Origin of the sequence: Pseudomonas sp. BIC9C (genome assembly GCF_034541995.1) — a bacterium.
GTDB lineage: Bacteria > Pseudomonadota > Gammaproteobacteria > Pseudomonadales > Pseudomonadaceae > Aquipseudomonas > Aquipseudomonas fluorescens_CC.
The window spans coordinates 17,556-37,371 of sequence record NZ_JAWDGM010000003.1; the positions used below are offsets into that span (position 1 = coordinate 17,556).

Sequence of the window (19,816 nt, forward strand, 5' to 3'; positions counted from 1 at the left end):
ATTGAGAATCATGTCTTACAGCGAAAAGGTCATCGACCACTACGAAAACCCGCGCAACGTCGGCAAGATGGACGCGGAAGATCCTGATGTCGGCACCGGCATGGTCGGCGCTCCGGCGTGCGGCGACGTGATGCGCCTGCAGATCAAGGTCAACGACGCCGGCATCATCGAAGATGCCAAGTTCAAGACCTACGGCTGCGGTTCGGCTATCGCTTCCAGCTCCCTCGCCACCGAGTGGATGAAGGGCAAGACCCTGGACGAAGCGGAAACCATCAAGAACACCCAGCTGGCTGAAGAACTGGCCCTGCCGCCAGTGAAAATTCACTGCTCGGTACTCGCTGAAGACGCCATCAAGGCGGCTGTTCGCGACTACAAGCAGAAGAAAGGCTTGATCTGACTTTCAAGATTTGGCGACGAGTAAGGAGTCACCGATGGCTATCAGCATGACAGAAGCGGCTGCTCGACACGTGCGGCGCTCCCTCGACGGGCGCGGCAAAGGTGAAGGGATTCGTCTGGGTGTTCGCACCACGGGCTGTTCCGGCCTTGCCTACGTGCTGGAGTTTGTCGACGAGGTGGTTGCAGAGGACCAGGTGTTCGAAAGTCACGGCGAAAAAGTGATCATCGACCCGAAAAGCCTGGCCTACCTGGACGGCACCGAGCTCGATTTCGTCAAGGAAGGGTTGAACGAAGGCTTCAAGTTCAACAACCCCAACGTACGCGGTGAATGTGGCTGCGGCGAAAGCTTCAACATCTGAGGCTTGTCGTGGGTACTCCTTGTCATTTCGCTTTATTCGAGCTGCAACCGGGTTTCAATCTGGATCTCGATCAGCTGGCTACGCGCTACCGTGAGTTGGCGCGCAGCGTTCACCCTGACCGCTTTGCTGACGCCTCCGAGCGTGAGCAGCGGCTGGCGCTAGAGCAATCCGCGAGCCTCAACGAGGCCTATCAGACGCTCAAGAGTCCCCCCAAGCGCGCGCGTTACCTGCTCGCCTTGAATGGTGGCGAGCTGCCGCTGGAGGTCACGGTGCATGATCCGGAGTTTCTTCTGCAACAGATGGAGCTGCGCGAAGAGCTCGAAGACCTGCAAGACAGTGCCGATCTGGCGGGTGTTGCCGTGTTCAAGCGCCGCCTGAAAGTTGCTCAGGAAAAACTGAACGACAGTTTCGCAGCCTGTTGGAATGATGCAGCGCAACGTGAGCAGGCCGAACGCCTGATGCGGCGCATGCAGTTCCTCGACAAGCTCACTTACGAAGTGCGCCAGTTAGAAGAGCGCCTCGACGATTAACCCAGTGCCGCTCCGGTCGCACGCCTGATATACAGATAAGTCCTGATAACGATGGCCCTACTGCAGATCGCCGAACCCGGCCAAAGTCCTCAACCGCACCAGCGTCGTCTGGCTGTGGGGATCGACTTGGGCACTACCAATTCGCTGGTCGCTGCGTTGCGCAGTGGTCTTTCCGAGCCTCTGGCCGATGCCGACGGGCGGGTCATCCTGCCGTCCGCCGTGCGCTATCACGCCGATCGCGTCGAGGTTGGCGAATCCGCCAAGCTGGCCGCCGCTACCGATCCCTTGAACACCGTGCTGTCGGTCAAGCGCTTGATGGGTCGTGGTCTGTCCGACGTCAAGCAATTGGGCGAGCAATTGCCGTACCGCTTTGTCGATGGCGAATCGCACATGCCGTTCATCGAGACGATCCAGGGCCCGAAAAGCCCGGTCGAAGTCTCGGCGGACATCCTCAAGGTCCTGCGCCAGCGTGCCGAAGCCACCCTCGGTGGTGAATTGGTAGGTGCGGTCATTACCGTTCCGGCCTATTTCGACGACGCCCAGCGTCAAGCCACCAAGGATGCGGCCAAGCTGGCCGGCCTGAATGTGCTGCGTTTGCTCAACGAGCCGACCGCGGCGGCGGTGGCTTACGGTCTGGACCAGCATGCCGAAGGTCTGGTCGCCATTTATGACCTGGGCGGCGGCACCTTCGATATTTCGATTCTGCGCCTGACCGGCGGTGTGTTCGAAGTCCTGGCTACCGGCGGCGACAGCGCCCTGGGCGGCGATGACTTCGACCACGCGATCGCCGGCTGGATTATCGAGAGCGCCGGCCTGTCCGCCGACCTCGATCCGGGTGCGCAACGCAACTTGCTGCAAACCGCCTGTGTCGCCAAGGAAGCCCTGACCAACGCTGCATCGGTTGAAGTCGCTTATGGCGCCTGGAAAGCCGAGCTGAGCCGCGAAGCCTTCAATGCACTGATCGAGCCGATGGTCGCCCGCAGCCTGAAAGCCTGCCGTCGTGCGGTGCGTGATTCCGCTATCGAGCTGGAAGACGTGCACGCCGTGGTCATGGTCGGTGGTTCGACTCGCGTTCCTCGTGTTCGCGATGCCGTCGCTGAAGCCTTCGGTCGCCAGCCGCTGACTGAAATCGACCCGGATCAAGTGGTGGCCATTGGTGCTGCGATCCAGGCCGATACCCTGGCGGGCAACAAGCGTGACGGTAGCGAACTGCTGTTGCTGGACGTGATTCCGCTGTCCCTGGGTCTGGAGACCATGGGCGGCTTGATGGAGAAGGTGATTCCGCGCAACACCACCATCCCCGTCGCCCGCGCCCAGGACTTCACCACTTATAAAGACGGCCAGTCGGCCATGGCCATCCACGTATTGCAGGGCGAGCGCGAGCTGATCAGCGACTGCCGCTCCCTGGCACGCTTCGAATTGCGCGGCATTCCAGCGATGGTGGCCGGCGCGGCGAAGATTCGCGTGACCTTCCAGGTCGATGCCGACGGTCTGCTGAGCGTTTCGGCCCGCGAACTGGGTTCGGGCGTCGAAGCCAGCATTCAGGTCAAGCCGTCCTACGGCCTGACTGACGGCGAAATCGCCAAAATGCTCAAGGACTCGTTCCAGCACGCCAATGACGACAAGGTTGCCCGCGTGCTGCGCGAGCAGCAGGTCGACGCCCAGCGCCTGATCGAAGCGGTGCAGGCTGCTCTGGAGGCTGATGGCGAGCGTCTGCTCGACGCCGATGAGCGCATGGTCATCGAGCTGCAAGTGCAGGAATTGACCGAACTGATGAAAGGTACCGATGGTTATGCCATCGAGCAGCAGACCAAGCGTCTGTCGCAAGTGACCGACGCCTTTGCTGCCCGCCGCCTGGACTCGACGGTGAAAGCCGCGCTGGCGGGGCGCAACCTGAATGAGATTGAGGAATAACGATGCCGCAGGTCATTTTTCTGCCACACGAGAAGTTCTGCCCCGAAGGCATGGTTGTGGAGGCTGAGACCGGTACGTCCATCCTCGAACTGGCTCACGAACACCATATCGAGATGGAAAGTGCCTGTGGCGGCGTCTGCGCCTGCACCACTTGCCACTGCATCATCCGCGAGGGTTTCGACTCGCTGGAAGAGGCCGATGAGCTGGAAGAAGACTATCTTGACAAGGCTTGGGGGCTGGAAGCTCAGTCGCGCCTGGGTTGTCAGGCGAAGGTCGGGACTGAAGACCTGACCGTTGAAATTCCCAAATACTCGCTCAACCATGCAGCCGAAGCGCCGCACTGATTCAAGGAGCTTTCATGAGCCTGAAATGGGTTGATGTGCTGGAAATCGCGATCCAGTTGGCTGAGTCAAAGCCGGATGTGGACCCGCGTTACGTGAACTTCGTCGATTTGCACCAGTGGGTGCTGGCATTGCCGGAGTTCAGTGATGATCCGACCCGCGGTGGCGAGAAGGTGCTTGAAGCCATTCAGGCCGCCTGGATCGAAGAAGCAGACTGAGTCTGCACCGTACGCAGTTAGGCAATACCAAAGAACCCGCGTATAATTCGCGGGTTTAATTTTTCGTAAATTACCGTTTCTGGAGTTACACCATGGCTGTTCAACGTACTTTCTCCATCATCAAGCCTGACGCCGTTGCTAAAAACGTGATCGGCGAGATCACCACCCGTTTCGAAAAAGCAGGCCTGCGCGTTGTAGCTTCGAAACTGAAGCAACTGTCCAAAGCCGAAGCCGAAGGCTTCTACGCTGAGCACAGCGCTCGTGGTTTCTTCAACGACCTGGTTGCTTTCATGATCTCCGGTCCGGTTGTCGTTCAGGTTCTGGAAGGCGAAAACGCTATCGCTCTGAACCGTGAGCTGATGGGCGCTACCAACCCTAAAGAAGCTGCTGCCGGCACCATCCGCGCTGACTTCGCTGACTCCATCGACGCCAACGCCGTACACGGTTCGGACTCCGAAGCCGCTGCCGCTCGCGAAATCTCGTACTTCTTCGCAGCTACTGAAGTAACCACTCGCTAAGCATTGGCTTAAGAGTGAAGGTGAATCCATGACTACATCGACTGTAAAAACTAACCTGCTGGGTCTGACTCAGCTGGAAATGGAAAAATTCTTCGACTCAATCGGGGAGAAGCGTTTCCGTGCCGGTCAGGTAATGAAATGGATTCACCACTTTGGTGTCGATGATTTCGATGCCATGACGAACGTCAGCAAGGCCTTGCGCGAAAAGCTCAAGGCTGTTGCTGAGGTCCGTGGTCCGGAAGTGGTCAGCGAGGACATCTCCAGCGACGGCACCCGCAAATGGGTGGTGCGCGTGGCGTCCGGCAGCTGCGTCGAGACCGTGTACATTCCCCAGGGCAAGCGCGGCACCTTGTGCGTTTCGTCCCAGGCAGGCTGTGCCCTGGATTGCAGTTTCTGCTCCACCGGCAAGCAAGGCTTCAACAGCAACCTCACCGCCGCCGAAGTCATCGGCCAGGTGTGGATTGCCAACAAATCCTTTGGCAGCGTCCCGGCAACCGTCGACCGTGCCATCACCAACGTGGTGATGATGGGCATGGGTGAGCCGCTGCTGAACTTCGATAACGTCGTCGCGGCCATGCATTTGATGATGGACGACCTGGGCTATGGCATTTCCAAGCGCCGTGTGACCCTGTCGACCTCCGGCGTGGTGCCGATGATCGATGAGCTCTCCAAGCACATCGACGTCTCCCTGGCGTTGTCCCTGCACGCACCGAATGACGCATTGCGTAACCAATTGGTGCCGATCAACAAGAAGTATCCGCTTAAGATGCTGCTCGAGTCGTGCCAGCGCTACATGTCGTCCCTGGGCGAAAAGCGTGTGCTGACCATCGAGTACACCTTGCTCAAGGACGTCAACGACAAGGTTGAGCACGCCGTGGAAATGATCGAGCTGCTCAAGAACATCCCGTGCAAGATCAACCTGATCCCGTTCAACCCGTTCCCGCATTCCGGGTACGAGCGTCCGAGCAACAACGCCATTCGTCGTTTCCAGGATCAGCTCCATCATGCCGGTTTCAACGTCACCGTCCGCACCACCCGTGGTGAAGACATCGACGCGGCCTGTGGTCAATTGGTAGGGCAGGTGCTGGATCGCACCCGTCGCAGCGAACGTTATATCGCCGTGCGTGAATTGAGCGCCGACAGCGATGTTGCTTCGGGCGCTGCGAACAACAACTAAGAGAGGATCTCTATGTCCCTGCGCTTTGCGCTGCTTTTGCTGTTGGCCAGCCTGTGTGCTGGCTGTGTGCTTTCGGGCGACTACAACCCGATGAAGACCAGCAAGGGCCGTGATGAAGCGCGTGAGGCCTATGTGCAGCTCGGTATCGGGTATTTGCAACAAGGTATGACCGAGCGCGCCAAGGTCCCGCTGAAAAAGGCCCTGGAACTGGATGGCGCGGACCCTGATGCCAACGCGGCGCTGGGGCTGGTGTTCCAGGCGGAAATGGAGCCGGAACTGGCCGACGAGCATTTTCGCAAGGCACTGTCTTCCCGTCCCGCCGATGCACGAATCCTCAATAATTACGGCAGTTTTCTGTTCGAGCAGAAGCGTTACAAGGAAGCCTACGAGCGCTTTGAACAAGCCGCCGCCGATACCCTGTATCCTGAACGTTCACGGGTATTCGAAAACCTTGGCATGACCGCTTCAATGCTGGGAGAACGTGAGCTGGCCCGGCAGCAACTGGAAAAAGCCCTGCGCCTGAACCGCCAACAACCTCGCGCATTGCTGGAAATGGCTGAGTTGTCTTACGAAGACAGGCATTATGTGCCCGCGCGTGACTACTACGATCGTTTTAGCCTGCTTGCCGAGCAAAATGCACGTAGTCTATTGCTCGGCATTCGGCTGGCAACAGTGTTTGATGATCGCGACAAGGCCGCCAGTAAAGGCCTGCAACTAAAACGACTCTATCCCGGTACACCGGAATATCAGCAATACCTGTCGGAGCAATGATGAAAGCGGCGCATCCCGAAGTTGTAGCAGCGAATCGCGTTAACCCCGGTGAGACTTTGCGCCAGGCTCGCGAAAGCAATGGCTGGTCGCTGGCCGAAGTGGCCCTCAAGCTCAACCTCACAACCACTTCCCTGAGCAATCTGGAAGCCGGCGCGTTCGACAAGCTGCCTGGGCATACCTTTGCCCGTGGTTATATTCGTGCCTATGCCAAGTTGCTCGGCATGGACCAGGCGGTTCTGGTCCAGCAGTTCGATCAATCCACCGGTTCCGATGCCCAGGGCAGCAGTGTTCACAGCCTGGGTCGTATCGAAGAACCGGTCCGGGTTTCCCACACCATTTTGCGCATTGTCAGCCTGCTGTTGCTGATCGCGGTGATCGGTGGCGGTTTTGTCTGGTGGCAGGACCAGACCTCGATGCGCACCAAGGACCTGATCGGCCTGGCACCGGAGCACGTTGAAGTCGAAGGCGCCGACGGTACGACACAGATTCATCCTCTGGACGAGCCGGAAGACCAGGCCGTCGCGGAAGGTCAGACCGAAGGCGGAACTGCCCTCGCGCTGCCACAGGCCGAGACGCCGGCTGAAGCACCGGTGGAAGCTCAGGCGACTGCGCCAGCCACCCCGGCAGCGCCAGCCACACCAGCCGCACCCGCTCACAATTCAGCACCAGTGACCCCGGCAACTCCGGCCCCGGCAGCTCCTGTCGTCCCGGCCCCGGTGGTGACTGCACCTGTAGTTCCTGTCGCTCCTGCTCCAGCGGTAACCGCGCCGGTAGCCGGTCAAGGCCAGGTTCAGGTGCAGTTCACCGCCGATTGCTGGACACAAGTGACCGACGGCAGCGGCAAGGTGCTGTTCAGCGGTCTCAAACGCAAAGGCGACAGCCTGGCAGTCAATGGCAAACCACCGTTTGCCGTGCGTCTGGGCTTTGCCCGCGGCGCTCAGGTCAGCTACAACGGCCAGCCGGTTGATGTCGCTCCTTTCACCAGTGGCGAGACTGCTCGCCTGAAGTTGGGTCAATAAGTCATGCACGGCGAATCTCCAATCAAACGTCGCGAATCTCGCAAGATCTGGGTCGGTAACGTGCCTGTTGGCGGCGATGCGCCTATCGCTGTGCAGAGCATGACCAACAGCGACACCAACGATGTCGCGGCCACTGTCGCGCAAATCAACCGCCTTGAAGCGGCCGGCGTCGATATCGTGCGGGTTTCCGTACCGGACATGGACGCCGCCGAAGCTTTCGGCAAGATCAAGCAGTTGGTCAAAGTACCCTTGGTTGCCGATATCCACTTCGACTACCGGATCGCGTTGCGTGTAGCCGAACTGGGTGTGGATTGCCTGCGGATCAACCCGGGCAACATCGGCCGCGAAGACCGCGTGCGCGCAGTGGTCGATGCCGCCCGTGACCGCGGGATCCCGATCCGTATCGGCGTGAACGCCGGTTCCCTGGAAAAAGACCTGCAAAAGAAATACGGCGAGCCGACCCCGGCGGCGCTGGTCGAGTCTGCCTTGCGTCACGTCGAGCACCTTGAGCGCCTGAACTTCCAGGACTTCAAGGTCAGCGTGAAAGCGTCCGACGTGTTCATGGCCGTCGAAGCCTATCGCCTGCTGGCCAAGGAAATCGTCCAGCCGCTGCACCTGGGCATCACCGAAGCCGGTGGTTTGCGTTCCGGTACGGTGAAATCCGCCGTGGGCCTCGGTATGCTGCTCGCCGAAGGGATTGGCGATACTATCCGCATCTCGTTGGCGGCCGACCCGGTCGAGGAAGTGAAAGTCGGTTACGACATTCTCAAATCCCTGCACCTGCGTTCCCGTGGCATCAATTTCATCGCCTGCCCGAGCTGCTCGCGGCAGAATTTCGATGTGGTCAAGACCATGAACGAGCTGGAAGGGCGCCTCGAAGATTTGCTGGTGCCGCTGGATGTCGCGGTGATCGGTTGCGTGGTCAACGGCCCGGGTGAAGCCAAGGAAGCCCATATCGGCTTGACCGGCGGCACGCCAAACCTGATTTACATCGACGGCAAGCCGTCGCAGAAGCTGACGAATGACAATCTGGTGGATGAGCTTGAACGCTTGATCCGCCAGAAAGCGGCCGAAAAGGTCGAAGCCGACGCTGCCGTCATTGCGCGTGGCTGAGCCCGACTGAAGAGCCGAACGAATTTAAGGATTTAATGTGAGCAAGTCTCTGCAAGCCATTCGTGGCATGAACGACATCCTGCCCGAACAGACTCCCCTTTGGCGTCATTTCGAAGGCACCGTTTCGCGCCTGCTGGATAACTACGGTTACAAGCAGATCCGCATGCCGATCGTCGAGTTCACCGAACTGTTCAAGCGCTCCATCGGTGAAGTGACCGACATCGTCGAAAAAGAGATGTACACCTTCGACGACCGCAACGGCGACTCCCTGACCCTGCGCCCAGAAGGCACGGCGGCCTGTGTGCGCGCAGTGCTGGAGCACGGCATCACCGGCGGTGGCCAGGTTCAGAAGCTCTGGTACATCGGCCCGATGTTCCGCCACGAGCGTCCGCAGAAAGGCCGCTATCGCCAGTTCCACCAGATCGGTGTCGAAGTGTTCAACCTCGACGGTCCGGACATCGACGCCGAACTGATCGTGCTGACCTGGCGTCTGTGGGGCGAACTGGGCATCCGCGATGCGGTCAAGCTCGAACTCAACAGTCTGGGCACCAGCGAGTCCCGTGGCCGTTATCGCGAAGCACTGGTCGAGTTCCTGTCGGGGCACATGGACAAGCTGGACGAAGACAGCCAGCGTCGCCTGAAGACCAACCCGCTGCGGGTTCTCGACACCAAGAACGCTGACACTCAAGCGATTCTGGTCGATGCGCCGAAAATGGCCGACTACCTCGACGAAGAATCCCGCGTGCATTTCGAGGGCCTCAAGGCTCGCCTGGACGCCGCCGGCATTCCTTACGTGATCAACCCGAAGCTGGTTCGCGGGCTGGATTACTACAGCAAGACCGTTTTCGAATGGGTCACCGACAAACTCGGCGCCCAGGGCACCGTCTGCGCTGGCGGCCGTTACGACGGTCTGGTGGAGCAGATGGGCGGAAAGCCGACCGCCGGCGTTGGTTTTGCCATGGGCATCGAACGCCTGGTGCTGTTGCTGGAAACCCTGGAGCAGATCCCGCAAGAGATCTCCCGTCAGGTCGACGTCTACCTCTGCGCCTTCGGTGAAGCCGCCGAACTTGCCGGCCTGACCCTGGCGGAGCGCGTTCGTGATCAGTTGCCCAACCTGCGCCTGCAAGTGAATGCCGGCGCCGGCAGTTTCAAAAGCCAGTTCAAGAAAGCCGACAAGAGCGGGGCACTGTACGCGCTGATCCTCGGTGACGACGAAATGGCCCAGCAAGTGGTAGGTTTCAAACCCCTGCGTGGCCAGGGCGAACAACAAAGCATTGCCTGGGATGCGCTTGCAGCACACCTGGCCACCTGCGTCGTGCAGGGTTGAAGCTGTCCAAACAGCCGAATTAGCGATTAAGGAGTATTGGGGTGTCGAGTACCGAAGACGAACATGTGGCGGAATTGAAGGAATGGTGGTCACGCAACGGTAAGCCCCTGGTGACTGGCGGCCTGTTTGCGCTGGTCATCGTGTTCGGCTGGCAGGCGTTCCACAAGTATCAGAGCAATCAGTCGCAAGGCGCCTCGATTCTCTATCAGCAATTGCTCGAAACCACGCTGACGCCTGACGGCAAGCCTGATGCGGCCCGTGTTTCGGACCTGGCCGGCAAGCTCAACAGCGAGTACGGCGGTAGCGCCTATGCGCAGTACGGCAGCCTGTTCGTCGCCAAAGTGGCGGTCGACAGCGGCAAGCTGGACGACGCGGCCAGCGAGCTGAAAGCCATCGTCGACAAGCCGGCCAACCCGGCGCTGGGCGAAATCGCCCGTCAGCGTCTGGCCCAGGTACTCGGTGCGCAGAACAAGGCCGACGAAGCACTGAAGCTGCTCGAAGGCGATGCCGACAAGGCCTTCCTGGCCACTCGTGAAGAGCTCAAGGGTGACCTGCTGGTGCAGTTGGGTCGTACCGATGAGGCGAGCGCGGCGTATCAAAAAGCCAAGGCGGCACTGTCGGACGAAGCGGCGGTCGGTGGCCTGCAAATCAAGCTGGACGACCTGGCCAAAGGGGATGCGTGACGTGATTCGTTGGAAGCATGCAGCATTGCTGGCTCTGGCCTTGATGGCCGCGGGTTGCAGCAGCAACAGCAAAAAAGAACTGCCTCCGGCCGAACTGGTCGATTTCAAGGAAGAAGTGGTTCTGCACAAGCAGTGGAGTCGTTCGATCGGTGACGGTCAGGGCGAAACCTACAACATGCTGGTTCCGGCCATCGATGGCGATACCATCTATGCCGCCGACGTCACTGGCGTGTTGATGGCGATGGACCGCAACACAGGCGACGTCAAATGGAAGAAAGATCTTGAGCTGCCTGTCTCCGGCGCCGTTGGCGTAGGTTACGGTCTGGTCACCATCGGTACGCTCAAGGGTGAAATCGTTGCCCTGGACGCCATCAACGGTGAGGAAAAGTGGCGCGCTCGCGTGTCCAGTGAAGTGCTGGCGCCGCCAGCCAACAACGGTGACGTTGTAGTGGTGCAGACTCAGGACGATCGTCTGATCGGCCTGGATGCTTCGACCGGCAATCGTCGCTGGATCTATGACAGCACCCCTGCGGTACTGACCCTGCGTGGTACCAGTGCGCCGATCGTGACCAACCGCCTCGCGGTGGCTGGCCTGTCGACCGGTAAAGTGGTTGCCGTGGATATCTCCAACGGCGTACCGGTGTGGGAACAGCGCGTAGCGATCCCGCAAGGTCGCTCTGAGCTGGAGCGCGTGGTCGATATCGACGGTGGCTTGCTGCTGTCGGGCGAGACGTTGTACGTCGCCAGCTATCAGGGGCGCGTTGCCGCTCTGGACCTGCAAAGCGGCCGTCAGCTCTGGCAGCGTGATGCTTCCAGCTACGCCGGTGTCGCCCAAGGATTTGGCACCGTTTATGTGACCCTGTCTTCGGGTACCGTTGAAGGCGTCGACGAGCGTTCCACCACAGCCTTGTGGAGCAACGATTCGCTGGTCCGTCGTCAACTGTCGGCTCCGGAAGTGTTCTCCAGCTACGTTGCAGTCGGTGACCTGGAAGGTTACCTGCACCTGCTGAGTCAGGTGGACGGTCGTTTCGTCGGCCGCGAGCGCATCGACAGCGACGGCCTGCGTGCCCGTCCGCTGGTGGTGGGTGACACGATTTATGTGTATGGCAACAGCGGCAAACTGGAAGCCCTGACCATCAAGTAACGACTATGCTTGGGGTTTAACTGTAGGAGCGAGCATGCTCGCGATGGGCGCCAACGAAAACGGTGGCTCCCTGGATAAACGCGGTGTCCATGCGTTTTTCGCGAGCAGGGCTCGCTCCTACAAATACATGCCCTGGGATGGTCCCGAGCACCAGCCGCTGCCTCGCAGCGGCTTTTGTATTTTCTGAAATAACGAAGTGGAGAGCCGCATGGTTCCCGTAATCGCCCTGGTTGGCCGACCCAACGTCGGCAAGTCCACCTTGTTCAACCGCCTGACCAGGACTCGTGACGCCATCGTTGGCGACTTGTCCGGTCTGACCCGTGATCGCCAGTACGGTGAGGCCAAGTGGCAAGGGCGTTCCTACATTCTGATCGACACCGGCGGTATCTCCGGTGACGAGCATGGTATGGACGAAAAGATGGCCGAGCAGTCGCTGCTGGCCATCGAAGAAGCGGATGTCGTTCTGTTCCTGGTAGATGCCAAGGCCGGTTTTACCGCCGCCGACCAGATGATCGCCGAGCATTTGCGCAAACGTAACAAGCGCTCTCACGTGGTAGCCAACAAGGTCGACAACATCGACCCGGAAATGGCCCGCGCCGAATTCGCCCCGTTGGGCATGGGCCATGCGATCCCGATCGCCGGCGCCCACGGCCGTGGTATCACCCAGTTGCTGGAAGCGGCACTGAGTGAATTCCCGCGAGACGATGACGAGCCGCAGGAAGGCGAAGAGGAAGAGATCGTCGCCGAAGGCGAGGAAGCCAAGCGCATTCCTGGCCCAAGCGAAAAAGACGGGATCAAGATCGCGATCATCGGCCGGCCGAACGTCGGCAAGTCGACCCTGGTCAACCGCATGCTCGGCGAAGACCGGGTAATCGTCTACGACCAACCCGGCACCACCCGCGACAGTATCTACATCCCGTTCGAGCGCAACGACGAGAAGTACACGCTGATCGACACCGCCGGTGTGCGCAAGCGCGGCAAGATCCACGAAGAAGTCGAAAAGTTCTCCGTGGTCAAAACCCTGCAAGCGATCAAAGACGCCAACGTGGTGATCTTCGTGATGGACGCCCGCGAAGGCGTGGTGGATCACGACCTCAACCTGCTGGGCTTTGCCCTTGAGGCCGGTCGTGCATTGGTCATCGCGATCAACAAGTGGGACGGCATGACGCCTAGCGAGCGCGACTTCGTGAAGGTCGAGTTGCAGCGTCGTCTGTTCTTCGTCGACTTCGCCGACATCCACTTCATCTCGGCCCTGCACGGCACTGGCGTGGGCAACCTCTACGCGTCGGTACAGAACTCGTTCAAGTCTGCGGTTACCCGTTGGCCGACCAGTCGTCTGACCCAGATCCTGGAAGACGCGGTCAGCGAGCACCAGCCGCCGATGGTCAACAGCCGCCGGATCAAGCTGCGTTATGCCCACCTCGGTGGCGCGAACCCGCCGATCATCGTGATCCACGGCAACCAGATCGAGAAGGTGCCGAAGTCCTACGTGCGTTACCTGGAAAACACGTATCGCCGTGTCCTGAAGCTGGTCGGTACGCCGATCCGCATCGAGTTCAAGGGCGGCGAGAACCCGTACGAAGGCAACAAGAACACGCTCACCGACCGCCAGGTCAACAAGAAGCGTCGTTTGATGTCGCACCACAAGAAGGCCGACAAGAAGCGTCGCGACAAGCGCTGATTGCGGTTTTTCCTGTGGGAAGAAGAGGGCGCCGATGGCGCCCTTCTTCATGCCTGCCGTTTGGGCTATCCTCGGACTCCCCCGCGCCGCCGTAGAGCCGGGTGTAGAGCAGGGAACCACCGATGATCACCAGCAAGCTGCCGAATGTCGGCATCACTATCTTCACGCAGATGTCTCAGCTCGCGGCACAGACCGGCGCGCTCAATCTGTCCCAGGGCTTTCCCGATTTCGCGGCCCCGCAGGCCCTGTGCGATGCGGTCGGCCGGCATATCGCCAGCGGCCATAATCAATATTCGCCAATGACCGGGCTGCCGGTGTTGCGTCAGCAGATTGCGCTGAAGATTGCCCGCAGCTATGGCGCGCAAATGGATGTGGATACTGAAGTGACGGTCACCCCGGGCGCGACCGAAGCGATTTTCTGTGCCATTCAGGCGGTTATCCACAGCGGCGACGAAGTCATCGTGTTTGACCCGGCATACGACAGCTATGAGCCCTCGGTAGAGCTGGCCGGCGGTCGGTGCGTGCACGTGCAACTGGGCCTGAACGATTTCAGTATCGACTTCGAGAAGCTTGCCAAGGCAATGAGCCCGCGCACGCGGATGATCATTCTCAACAGCCCGCACAACCCTAGTGGTGCGTTGATCAGCCGTGCCGAACTCGACCAGTTGGCGGCGTTGATCCGTGATCGCGATATCTATGTGATCAGCGACGAAGTCTACGAGCACCTGGTGTATGACGGCGTGCCCCACGTCAGCGTGCTGGCCCATGAAGAGCTGTACCAGCGTGCATTCGTGGTCAGCTCGTTCGGCAAGACCTACCACGTCACCGGCTGGAAAACCGGCTACGTGGTCGCACCACCGGCCCTGACGGCGGAATTGCGCAAGGTGCACCAGTACGTCAATTTCTGTGGTGTGACGCCGCTGCAATATGCCTTGGCCGATTTTATGGCCGAGCACCCTGAGCACGTCGAAGAGCTACCTGCTTTCTATCAGGCCAAGCGTGATCTGTTCTGCGATCTGCTGGCGCCGTCACGTTTCAGTTTTACCCGGGTGAGCGGCACCTATTTCCAGTTGGTCGATTACTCGCAGATCCGCCCGGACCTCAATGATGTCGAGATGGCCCTGTGGATGACTCGCGAGCATGGCGTGGCCAGTATCCCGATCTCGGTGTTCTACCAGGCGCCACCGGTTGGCCAGCGCCTGGTACGACTGTGCTTTGCCAAGCGTGAGGAGACCCTGCGTGAAGCAGCGGAAAAACTATGCGTGATCTGAGTGCATTGCCGAAACTGACCGTTGCGCTGATTCAGACAACACTGGCCTGGCACGACCGTCAGGCCAACCTGGAGCATTTCGAGCCATTGCTGGAACAGGCTCGCGGCGCTGACCTGATCATTCTGCCGGAGATGTTCACCACCGGTTTCTCCATGGAGTCCGAGACCCTCGCTGAAGCGGAAAACGGCCCGACCAGCAAATGGCTGCGGGCTCAGGCTTTGAGGCTCGATGCGGTGATTACCGGCAGTGTCATCGTTCAGGCCGCCGACGGCAGTCATCGCAATCGCCTGCTGTGGGCGCGCCCGGATGGCGAGGTGTTGCATTACGACAAGCGTCACCTGTTCCGCATGGCCGGTGAGCATAACCACTACACCCCGGCGAGCGCCAGGTGCAGTTCGAGCTCAAGGGCTGGCGCGTGCGGCCGCTGATTTGTTACGACTTGCGTTTCCCGGTGTGGAGTCGTGACGCCCAGGACACGGATCTGCTGCTGTACACCGCCAATTGGCCAGGCGCCCGGCGCCAGCACTGGAATCGCTTGCTGCCTGCGCGAGCGATCGAGAACCTGTGTTATGTGGCGGCGGTGAACCGTATCGGGACCGACGGCAAAGGCTTTGCCTATACCGGTGACAGCCAGGTGCTGGATTTCCAGGGCGAGACGTTGCTCAGTGCCGGAGAGGCTGACGGGGTGTTCAAGGTGGTGCTGGATGCGGCGGAACTGGCAGCGTACCGCACGCGGTTTCCGGCGAATCTGGATGCCGATACCTTCGAGTTCACCTAGTTTTTTCGGCGCCTGACAGGACCTCTTCGCGGGCAAGCCCGCTCCCACAGGGTATGTGGGTGTACACAAAACTTGTGTTCGCAACGGTCAACTGTGGGAGCGGGCTTGCCCGCGAAGGGGCCGGTTCAGACAATAAAAAACAAGCAGGCAAAAAAAGGCCCCAAGGTTCGCACCTTGGGGCCTTTTGCATTTCTGCGGTGGCTTACGCCGCCTTCGCTTCCGGCTGGCTCAGCGAACGGTTCAGTGCACTGAACAGGGCCTTGAAGCTGGCGGTGGTGATGTTTTCGTCGATGCCGACGCCATGCACCGCGCGTTCGCCGTTCACACGCAGTTCAATGTAGGCCGCGGCCTTGGCATTGGTGCCCGCGCCAATGGCGTGCTCGTTGTAGTCCATGATTTCCACCGGTACCGGAAGGCCGGCCACCAGCGCTTCCAGGGCGCCGTTGCCCTTGCCGCGCCAGTGCAGGTTGGTCTCGCCCTGGCCTTTGCTGGCCACTTCCACTTCAACGGCGCTGTGGCCGTTTTCTTCCTGCAGGCGATGGCTGACCAGCGCATACGGGGTGTTGGCCTGCAAGTACTCGCTGTGCAGCAGTGCATGGATTTGCTGGGCGGTCATTTCCAGGCCCAGGCGGTCGGTTTCACGCTGCACGACCTGGCTGAACTCGATCTGCATGCGACGCGGCAGGCTGATGCCATATTCCTGTTCCAGGAGGTAGGCGATACCACCCTTGCCCGACTGGCTGTTGACGCGGATGACCGCCTCGTAGCTGCGGCCGATGTCGGCCGGGTCGATTGGCAGGTACGGTACTTCCCACAATGCATCCGGTTTCTGCTGGGCAAAGCCCTTGCGGATCGCATCCTGGTGCGAGCCGGAGAACGCGGTATGCACCAGGTCGCCGACGTACGGGTGACGCGGGTGCACCTGGATCTGGTTGCACTCTTCGACGACTTTGCGCACGCCGTCGATGTCGGAGAAGTCCAGTTCAGGGTCGAGACCCTGGGTGTACATATTCAGGGCCACGGTCACCAGATCGACGTTACCGGTGCGCTCGCCGTTGCCGAACAGGCAGCCTTCGACACGGTCGGCGCCAGCCATCAGGCCCAGTTCGGTGGCGGCAACGCCGGTGCCACGGTCGTTGTGGGTGTGCAGGCTGATGATCACGCTGTCACGACGGTTGATGTGACGGCCGAACCATTCGATCTGGTCGGCATAGATGTTCGGGGTCGCGCATTCCACCGTGGCCGGCAGGTTGAGGATCATCTTGTGCGCGGGCGTCGGGTTCCAGACTTCGATCACCGTGTCGCAGACTTCCTTGGCAAACTCCAGTTCGGTGGCGCTGAAGGTTTCCGGCGAGTATTCGAAAGTCCACTCGGTTTCAGGCTGCATCGCGGCATATTTGACGAACAGCTTGGCCGCGCTTACGGCGATGGCCTTGACCCCGTCCTTGTCCTGGTTGAAGACAATGCGGCGGAAGGAAGGGGAGGTCGCGTTGTACAGGTGAACGATGGCTTTCTTCGCGCCGCGCAGGGATTCGAAGGTGCGCGCGATCAGGTCTTCACGGCCCTGGGTCAGCACCTGGATGGTGGTGTCATCCGGGATGTGGTTGCCTTCGATCAGGGTGCGAACGAAGTCGAAGTCGGTTTGCGAGGCGGCCGGGAACGACGCTTCGATTTCCTTCACGCCGACCTGCACCAGGGTTTTCCAGAAACGCAGCTTCTTGACGGCGTCCATCGGTTCGATCAGCGACTGGTTGCCGTCGCGCAGGTCGGAACTGCACCAGATCGGCGCGGCAGTGATGGTTTTCGATGGCCAGGTGCGATCCGGAATGTCGATGGTCGGGAACGCGCGGTATTTCGAAGACGGGTCTTTGAGCATGCTCATCAGGAAATCCTTATTGTGTGGGCCGAAAAAAGGCGGCCTGCCGGTGGATCAAAAAGTTCTTGGACGAGGCACCACGATTCAGCCCGGCAGTCGTGCACTGACGAGGCACAGGCTGCGGTGCTGGCGGAGCTGAATGAGGGTGTGAGAGGTTTTCATGCCTTCAACCCTAACCGCGGGGGTGAAGGTTGGCAAGCAGTCGGAAAAAATTGAGAGGAATACTCGTGAGCGAGTGTTTATCGAGATTTTATTGCTTTAAATGGTTGCGGTGATCTTGTTTTTTGCGCGAGGTTTGGGCGGTGCGCAATTGAGTAAAGCAAGATTTCTGGGGGCGCGAGGTTGGGGGCAGCCCTGGATTTTTCTGGTGACTGAAATGCCGCCTTCGCGGGCAAGCCCGCTCCCACAGGATCTGCACAAACCCTGTGGGAGCGGGCTTGCCCCGGGCGGCGATCCGACGAAGAGGCCAGTAGCCTCAGCGAAAATCAGGGCTGAAACGCACCAATGAAGATGGCCGGATCCACCCGCGCATCGTTCAGGCTGATGTTCCAGTGCATATGCGGTCCGGTCGCGCGGCCGGTTGCTCCGACTTTCCCGACCACAGCACCGCGGGCCAGTTGTTGCCCAACCTTCACATCGATTTTCGACATGTGGCAGAACATGCTGATGAAGCCCTGGCCGTGGTCGACGAACACTGTGTTGCCGTTGAAGAAATAGTTGCCGATCAGGATCACCTTGCCAGCAGCCGGGGTCTTGATCGGTGTACCGGCCGGCACGGCGAAGTCCAGGCCAGCGTGGGGGTTGCGCTCTTCACCGTTGAAAAAGCGACGCACGCCGAATTTGCTCGACAGCGGCCCGTTCACCGGTTTGTCCAGCAGCAGGTTACTCGGGGTATTGGGGCTGAACGTGCGGTAAGCGGCAATCTGCTCGGCCAGTTCACGCTCGATACGCTTGAGATTTTCCGGGTCTGGATTGACCTGCTGGGTGTTCTTCAGGGTGATGCGCTGTTCCGGGTATTTCTTGTTGCCAACCATGAAGTCCAGATTACGACCGCCGCTGCTGACCGATTGAGCCCCCGGCTTGACCGTCAGTGGCACACCGACGATGGCCAGCCAGTTGTTCTGTTCCTTCACGACCAGGACGGGTTTGCCTTGATAGGTGGCTTTTGGCACCTGGGCAGACGTGCCCAAATCCACCACCGCAACGCCGCCCGGCACCGGTTTGTTCAGCAGGCGGGTGATGTAGCTGTCGGCGTGGGCGTTGACGGTCAGGCACAGCAACAGCAATGGAGCCAGGAAACGCGGCATGGATTAATCCAGTAAAGAAAGGGTGACAGGTGTCAGGTGATTGTCTTCGACCCGCACTTGCAGTTCGCCTTCGCCCAACTTGGCTTTCAGGCGCTGACCGGTATGGGTTTGCGCGGCGCTGCGGATGGCGTTGCCACGCTCGTCCAGCAAGATGCTGTAGCCACGGCCGAGGGTCGCCAACGGGCTGACCACATGCAGTGTCTGCATCTGGCTGTGCAATTGCAGGCGGCGGTTCTTCAGTCCTTCGCGGATGGCGCGCGGCAGACGTTCGGCTAGGCTGTCGAGGCGCTGGCGTAGCAGTGCCAGTTGCCGGCCCGGATGTTGTGCGGCCAAACGGGTTTCCAGGCGGATCAAGCGTTCGCGGCGGGTGTTGAGGCTGCGCTCGAACGCGCGACGCATGCGCATGTCCAGATCATCCAGGCGTTGCGCTTGCTGGCGCAGGCGCTCGCCGGGATGACGCAGGCGCCGGGAAATGCCTTCCAGGCGCAGTCGATCGCGCATCAAGCGGTCACGCATGCGCATCACCAACCGTCGGTGCAGGCTTTCCACCCGCCGTACCAGATCGCTGGAGTCCGGAGCCAGCAATTCGGCGGCAGCGGAAGGGGTGGGCGCGCGAACGTCGGCCACGAAGTCGCTGATGGATACGTCGGTTTCATGGCCGACGGCGCTGACGATCGGCGTCACGCAAGCATCTACGGCGCGGGCCACGGCTTCTTCGTTGAAGCACCAGAGGTCTTCCAGTGAACCGCCGCCTCGGGCCAGGATCAGTGCGTCGAAACCGCGGGCATCCGCCAGTTTCAGGGCACGGACAATCTGCGAGGTGGCTTCGCGGCCCTGTACGGCGGTGGGGATCAGCGTCAGCTGCACCTGGGGCGCGACGGCGGAACACGCTGATGATGTCGCGGATCACCGCCCCGGTGGGTGAACTGATGATGCCGATGCGTTGCGGGTGCGCCGGCAGCGGGACCTTGCGCTCGGCACTGAACAGGCCTTCGGCGCTGAGCTTTTCCTTGAGTGCATCGAAGGCCAGGCGCAAGGCGCCATCACCGGCCGGCTCCACGGTGTCGAGGATCAGTTGATAATCACCGCGCCCTTCGAACAGCGAGACTTTGCCGCGCACCTTGACCGCGAGCCCGTCCTTCAGTGCCTGACGAACCCGTGCCGCGTTCTGCCGGAACAGCGCACAACGGACCTGGGCGCCGCTGTCCTTGAGGGTGAAGTACACATGGCCGGAAGCCGGGCGGGCGAGGTTGGAGATTTCGCCTTCGACCCAGATGTTGCTGAACACGTCTTCGAGCAACACCCGCGCGCGGCCGTTGAGCTGGCTGACGGTCAGGACTTCGCGGTCCAGGCCGAGTCTTGCAAAGGGATCTTTAATCATGGGGCGCAGTTT

The 19,816-nt window shown here is 60.3% G+C and carries 18 protein-coding genes and 2 pseudogenes; 17 read left to right on the top strand and 3 right to left on the bottom strand.

The window, feature by feature from the left end; translation table 11 throughout:
- Window positions 1-10: 10 nt before the first annotated feature.
- The 17 genes and pseudogenes from iscU (at window position 11) to RS887_RS14775 (ending at window position 15,240) form a co-directional block, all read left to right on the top strand.
- A complete protein-coding gene (gene iscU / locus RS887_RS14695; RefSeq protein WP_007982746.1) occupies window positions 11-397 on the top strand; it encodes a Fe-S cluster assembly scaffold IscU in 387 nt (128 codons plus the stop codon).
- Between the two features lie 34 nt (window positions 398-431).
- Window positions 432-755, top strand: coding sequence for an iron-sulfur cluster assembly protein IscA (gene iscA / locus RS887_RS14700; RefSeq protein WP_003227904.1), 324 nt, complete (start codon window positions 432-434; stop codon window positions 753-755).
- A gap of 8 nt (window positions 756-763) precedes the next feature.
- Entirely contained in the window at window positions 764-1,285 is a 522-nt protein-coding gene (hscB, locus tag RS887_RS14705; protein ID WP_085715826.1) for a co-chaperone HscB, read from the top strand.
- A 51-nt stretch (window positions 1,286-1,336) separates the two neighbouring features.
- Window positions 1,337-3,199, top strand: a complete 1,863-nt coding sequence (hscA, locus tag RS887_RS14710; RefSeq protein WP_322615936.1) for a Fe-S protein assembly chaperone HscA — start codon at window positions 1,337-1,339, stop codon at window positions 3,197-3,199.
- 2 nt (window positions 3,200-3,201) lie between these two features.
- On the top strand, window positions 3,202-3,543 hold the full coding sequence (gene fdx / locus RS887_RS14715; protein ID WP_085715824.1) for an ISC system 2Fe-2S type ferredoxin: 342 nt from the start codon (window positions 3,202-3,204) through the stop codon (window positions 3,541-3,543).
- Between the two features lie 14 nt (window positions 3,544-3,557).
- A complete protein-coding gene (gene iscX, locus RS887_RS14720; RefSeq protein ID WP_007941386.1) occupies window positions 3,558-3,758 on the top strand; it encodes a Fe-S cluster assembly protein IscX in 201 nt (66 codons plus the stop codon).
- Window positions 3,759-3,850: 92 nt separating this feature from the next.
- On the top strand, window positions 3,851-4,276 hold the full coding sequence (gene ndk / locus RS887_RS14725; protein WP_007903599.1) for a nucleoside-diphosphate kinase: 426 nt from the start codon (window positions 3,851-3,853) through the stop codon (window positions 4,274-4,276).
- 28 nt (window positions 4,277-4,304) lie between these two features.
- Window positions 4,305-5,453: a 23S rRNA (adenine(2503)-C(2))-methyltransferase RlmN gene (gene rlmN, locus RS887_RS14730; RefSeq protein ID WP_008020261.1), complete on the top strand. Its 1,149-nt coding sequence runs from the start codon at window positions 4,305-4,307 to the stop codon at window positions 5,451-5,453.
- A gap of 12 nt (window positions 5,454-5,465) precedes the next feature.
- Window positions 5,466-6,224 carry a type IV pilus biogenesis/stability protein PilW gene (gene pilW / locus RS887_RS14735; protein WP_322615937.1) on the top strand — a complete coding sequence of 253 codons (759 nt, stop codon included), beginning with the start codon at window positions 5,466-5,468 and terminating at the stop codon, window positions 6,222-6,224.
- The gene (locus RS887_RS14740) at window positions 6,224-7,243 is read left to right on the top strand and encodes a RodZ family helix-turn-helix domain-containing protein (RefSeq protein WP_322615938.1); all 1,020 of its coding nucleotides are present in this window, start codon (window positions 6,224-6,226) and stop codon (window positions 7,241-7,243) included. Before pilW ends, RS887_RS14740 begins: the two co-directional genes overlap by 1 nt.
- A 3-nt stretch (window positions 7,244-7,246) precedes the next feature.
- The gene (gene ispG / locus RS887_RS14745; RefSeq protein WP_003185136.1) at window positions 7,247-8,356 is read left to right on the top strand and encodes a flavodoxin-dependent (E)-4-hydroxy-3-methylbut-2-enyl-diphosphate synthase; all 1,110 of its coding nucleotides are present in this window, start codon (window positions 7,247-7,249) and stop codon (window positions 8,354-8,356) included.
- A gap of 37 nt (window positions 8,357-8,393) precedes the next feature.
- Window positions 8,394-9,683: a histidine--tRNA ligase gene (gene hisS, locus RS887_RS14750; RefSeq protein ID WP_322615939.1), complete on the top strand. Its 1,290-nt coding sequence runs from the start codon at window positions 8,394-8,396 to the stop codon at window positions 9,681-9,683.
- A 41-nt stretch (window positions 9,684-9,724) separates the two neighbouring features.
- Window positions 9,725-10,366: a YfgM family protein gene (locus RS887_RS14755; protein ID WP_085715819.1), complete on the top strand. Its 642-nt coding sequence runs from the start codon at window positions 9,725-9,727 to the stop codon at window positions 10,364-10,366.
- The gene (gene bamB, locus RS887_RS14760) at window positions 10,359-11,510 is read left to right on the top strand and encodes an outer membrane protein assembly factor BamB (RefSeq protein WP_322615940.1); all 1,152 of its coding nucleotides are present in this window, start codon (window positions 10,359-10,361) and stop codon (window positions 11,508-11,510) included. The genes RS887_RS14755 and bamB overlap by 8 nt, the downstream gene beginning before the upstream one ends.
- Before the next feature lie 208 nt (window positions 11,511-11,718).
- Window positions 11,719-13,191 carry a ribosome biogenesis GTPase Der gene (gene der / locus RS887_RS14765; RefSeq protein ID WP_008020269.1) on the top strand — a complete coding sequence of 491 codons (1,473 nt, stop codon included), beginning with the start codon at window positions 11,719-11,721 and terminating at the stop codon, window positions 13,189-13,191.
- A gap of 122 nt (window positions 13,192-13,313) precedes the next feature.
- Window positions 13,314-14,462: a pyridoxal phosphate-dependent aminotransferase gene (locus RS887_RS14770; protein WP_322615941.1), complete on the top strand. Its 1,149-nt coding sequence runs from the start codon at window positions 13,314-13,316 to the stop codon at window positions 14,460-14,462.
- Window positions 14,450-15,240 (top strand): annotated as a pseudogene (locus RS887_RS14775) (amidohydrolase). Before RS887_RS14770 ends, RS887_RS14775 begins: the two are co-directional and overlap by 13 nt.
- A gap of 202 nt (window positions 15,241-15,442) precedes the next feature.
- Here the strand turns inward: RS887_RS14775 and leuA are convergent.
- The 3 genes and pseudogenes from leuA to xseA all read right to left on the bottom strand — a co-directional run bounded on the left by leuA (window position 15,443) and on the right by xseA (window position 19,804).
- Entirely contained in the window at window positions 15,443-17,122 is a 1,680-nt protein-coding gene (leuA, locus tag RS887_RS14780) for a 2-isopropylmalate synthase (protein ID WP_322615942.1), read from the bottom strand.
- Window positions 17,123-17,601: 479 nt separating this feature from the next.
- The gene (locus RS887_RS14785) at window positions 17,602-18,423 is read right to left on the bottom strand and encodes a peptidoglycan DD-metalloendopeptidase family protein (protein WP_322615943.1); all 822 of its coding nucleotides are present in this window, start codon (window positions 18,421-18,423) and stop codon (window positions 17,602-17,604) included.
- A gap of 3 nt (window positions 18,424-18,426) precedes the next feature.
- Window positions 18,427-19,804: pseudogene (xseA, locus tag RS887_RS14790) on the bottom strand (exodeoxyribonuclease VII large subunit).
- Between the last annotated feature and the right edge of the window lie 12 nt (window positions 19,805-19,816).

Bases quoted from the DNA above. Each gene is read 5' to 3' on its own strand.
- bamB (WP_322615940.1), top strand. From the start codon at position 10,359: ATGCGTGACGTGATTCGTTGGAAGCATGCAGCATTGCTGGCTCTGGCC.
- RS887_RS14740 (WP_322615938.1), top strand. From the start codon at position 6,224: ATGAAAGCGGCGCATCCCGAAGTTGTAGCAGCGAATCGCGTTAACCCC.
- fdx (WP_085715824.1), top strand. From the start codon at position 3,202: ATGCCGCAGGTCATTTTTCTGCCACACGAGAAGTTCTGCCCCGAAGGC.
- iscA (WP_003227904.1), top strand. From the start codon at position 432: ATGGCTATCAGCATGACAGAAGCGGCTGCTCGACACGTGCGGCGCTCC.
- pilW (WP_322615937.1), top strand. From the start codon at position 5,466: ATGTCCCTGCGCTTTGCGCTGCTTTTGCTGTTGGCCAGCCTGTGTGCT.
- ndk (WP_007903599.1), top strand. From the start codon at position 3,851: ATGGCTGTTCAACGTACTTTCTCCATCATCAAGCCTGACGCCGTTGCT.
- rlmN (WP_008020261.1), top strand. From the start codon at position 4,305: ATGACTACATCGACTGTAAAAACTAACCTGCTGGGTCTGACTCAGCTG.
- iscX (WP_007941386.1), top strand. From the start codon at position 3,558: ATGAGCCTGAAATGGGTTGATGTGCTGGAAATCGCGATCCAGTTGGCT.
- leuA (WP_322615942.1), bottom strand. From the start codon at position 17,122: ATGAGCATGCTCAAAGACCCGTCTTCGAAATACCGCGCGTTCCCGACC.
- iscU (WP_007982746.1), top strand. From the start codon at position 11: ATGTCTTACAGCGAAAAGGTCATCGACCACTACGAAAACCCGCGCAAC.
- RS887_RS14785 (WP_322615943.1), bottom strand. From the start codon at position 18,423: ATGCCGCGTTTCCTGGCTCCATTGCTGTTGCTGTGCCTGACCGTCAAC.
- RS887_RS14770 (WP_322615941.1), top strand. From the start codon at position 13,314: ATGATCACCAGCAAGCTGCCGAATGTCGGCATCACTATCTTCACGCAG.
- hscA (WP_322615936.1), top strand. From the start codon at position 1,337: ATGGCCCTACTGCAGATCGCCGAACCCGGCCAAAGTCCTCAACCGCAC.
- ispG (WP_003185136.1), top strand. From the start codon at position 7,247: ATGCACGGCGAATCTCCAATCAAACGTCGCGAATCTCGCAAGATCTGG.
- der (WP_008020269.1), top strand. From the start codon at position 11,719: ATGGTTCCCGTAATCGCCCTGGTTGGCCGACCCAACGTCGGCAAGTCC.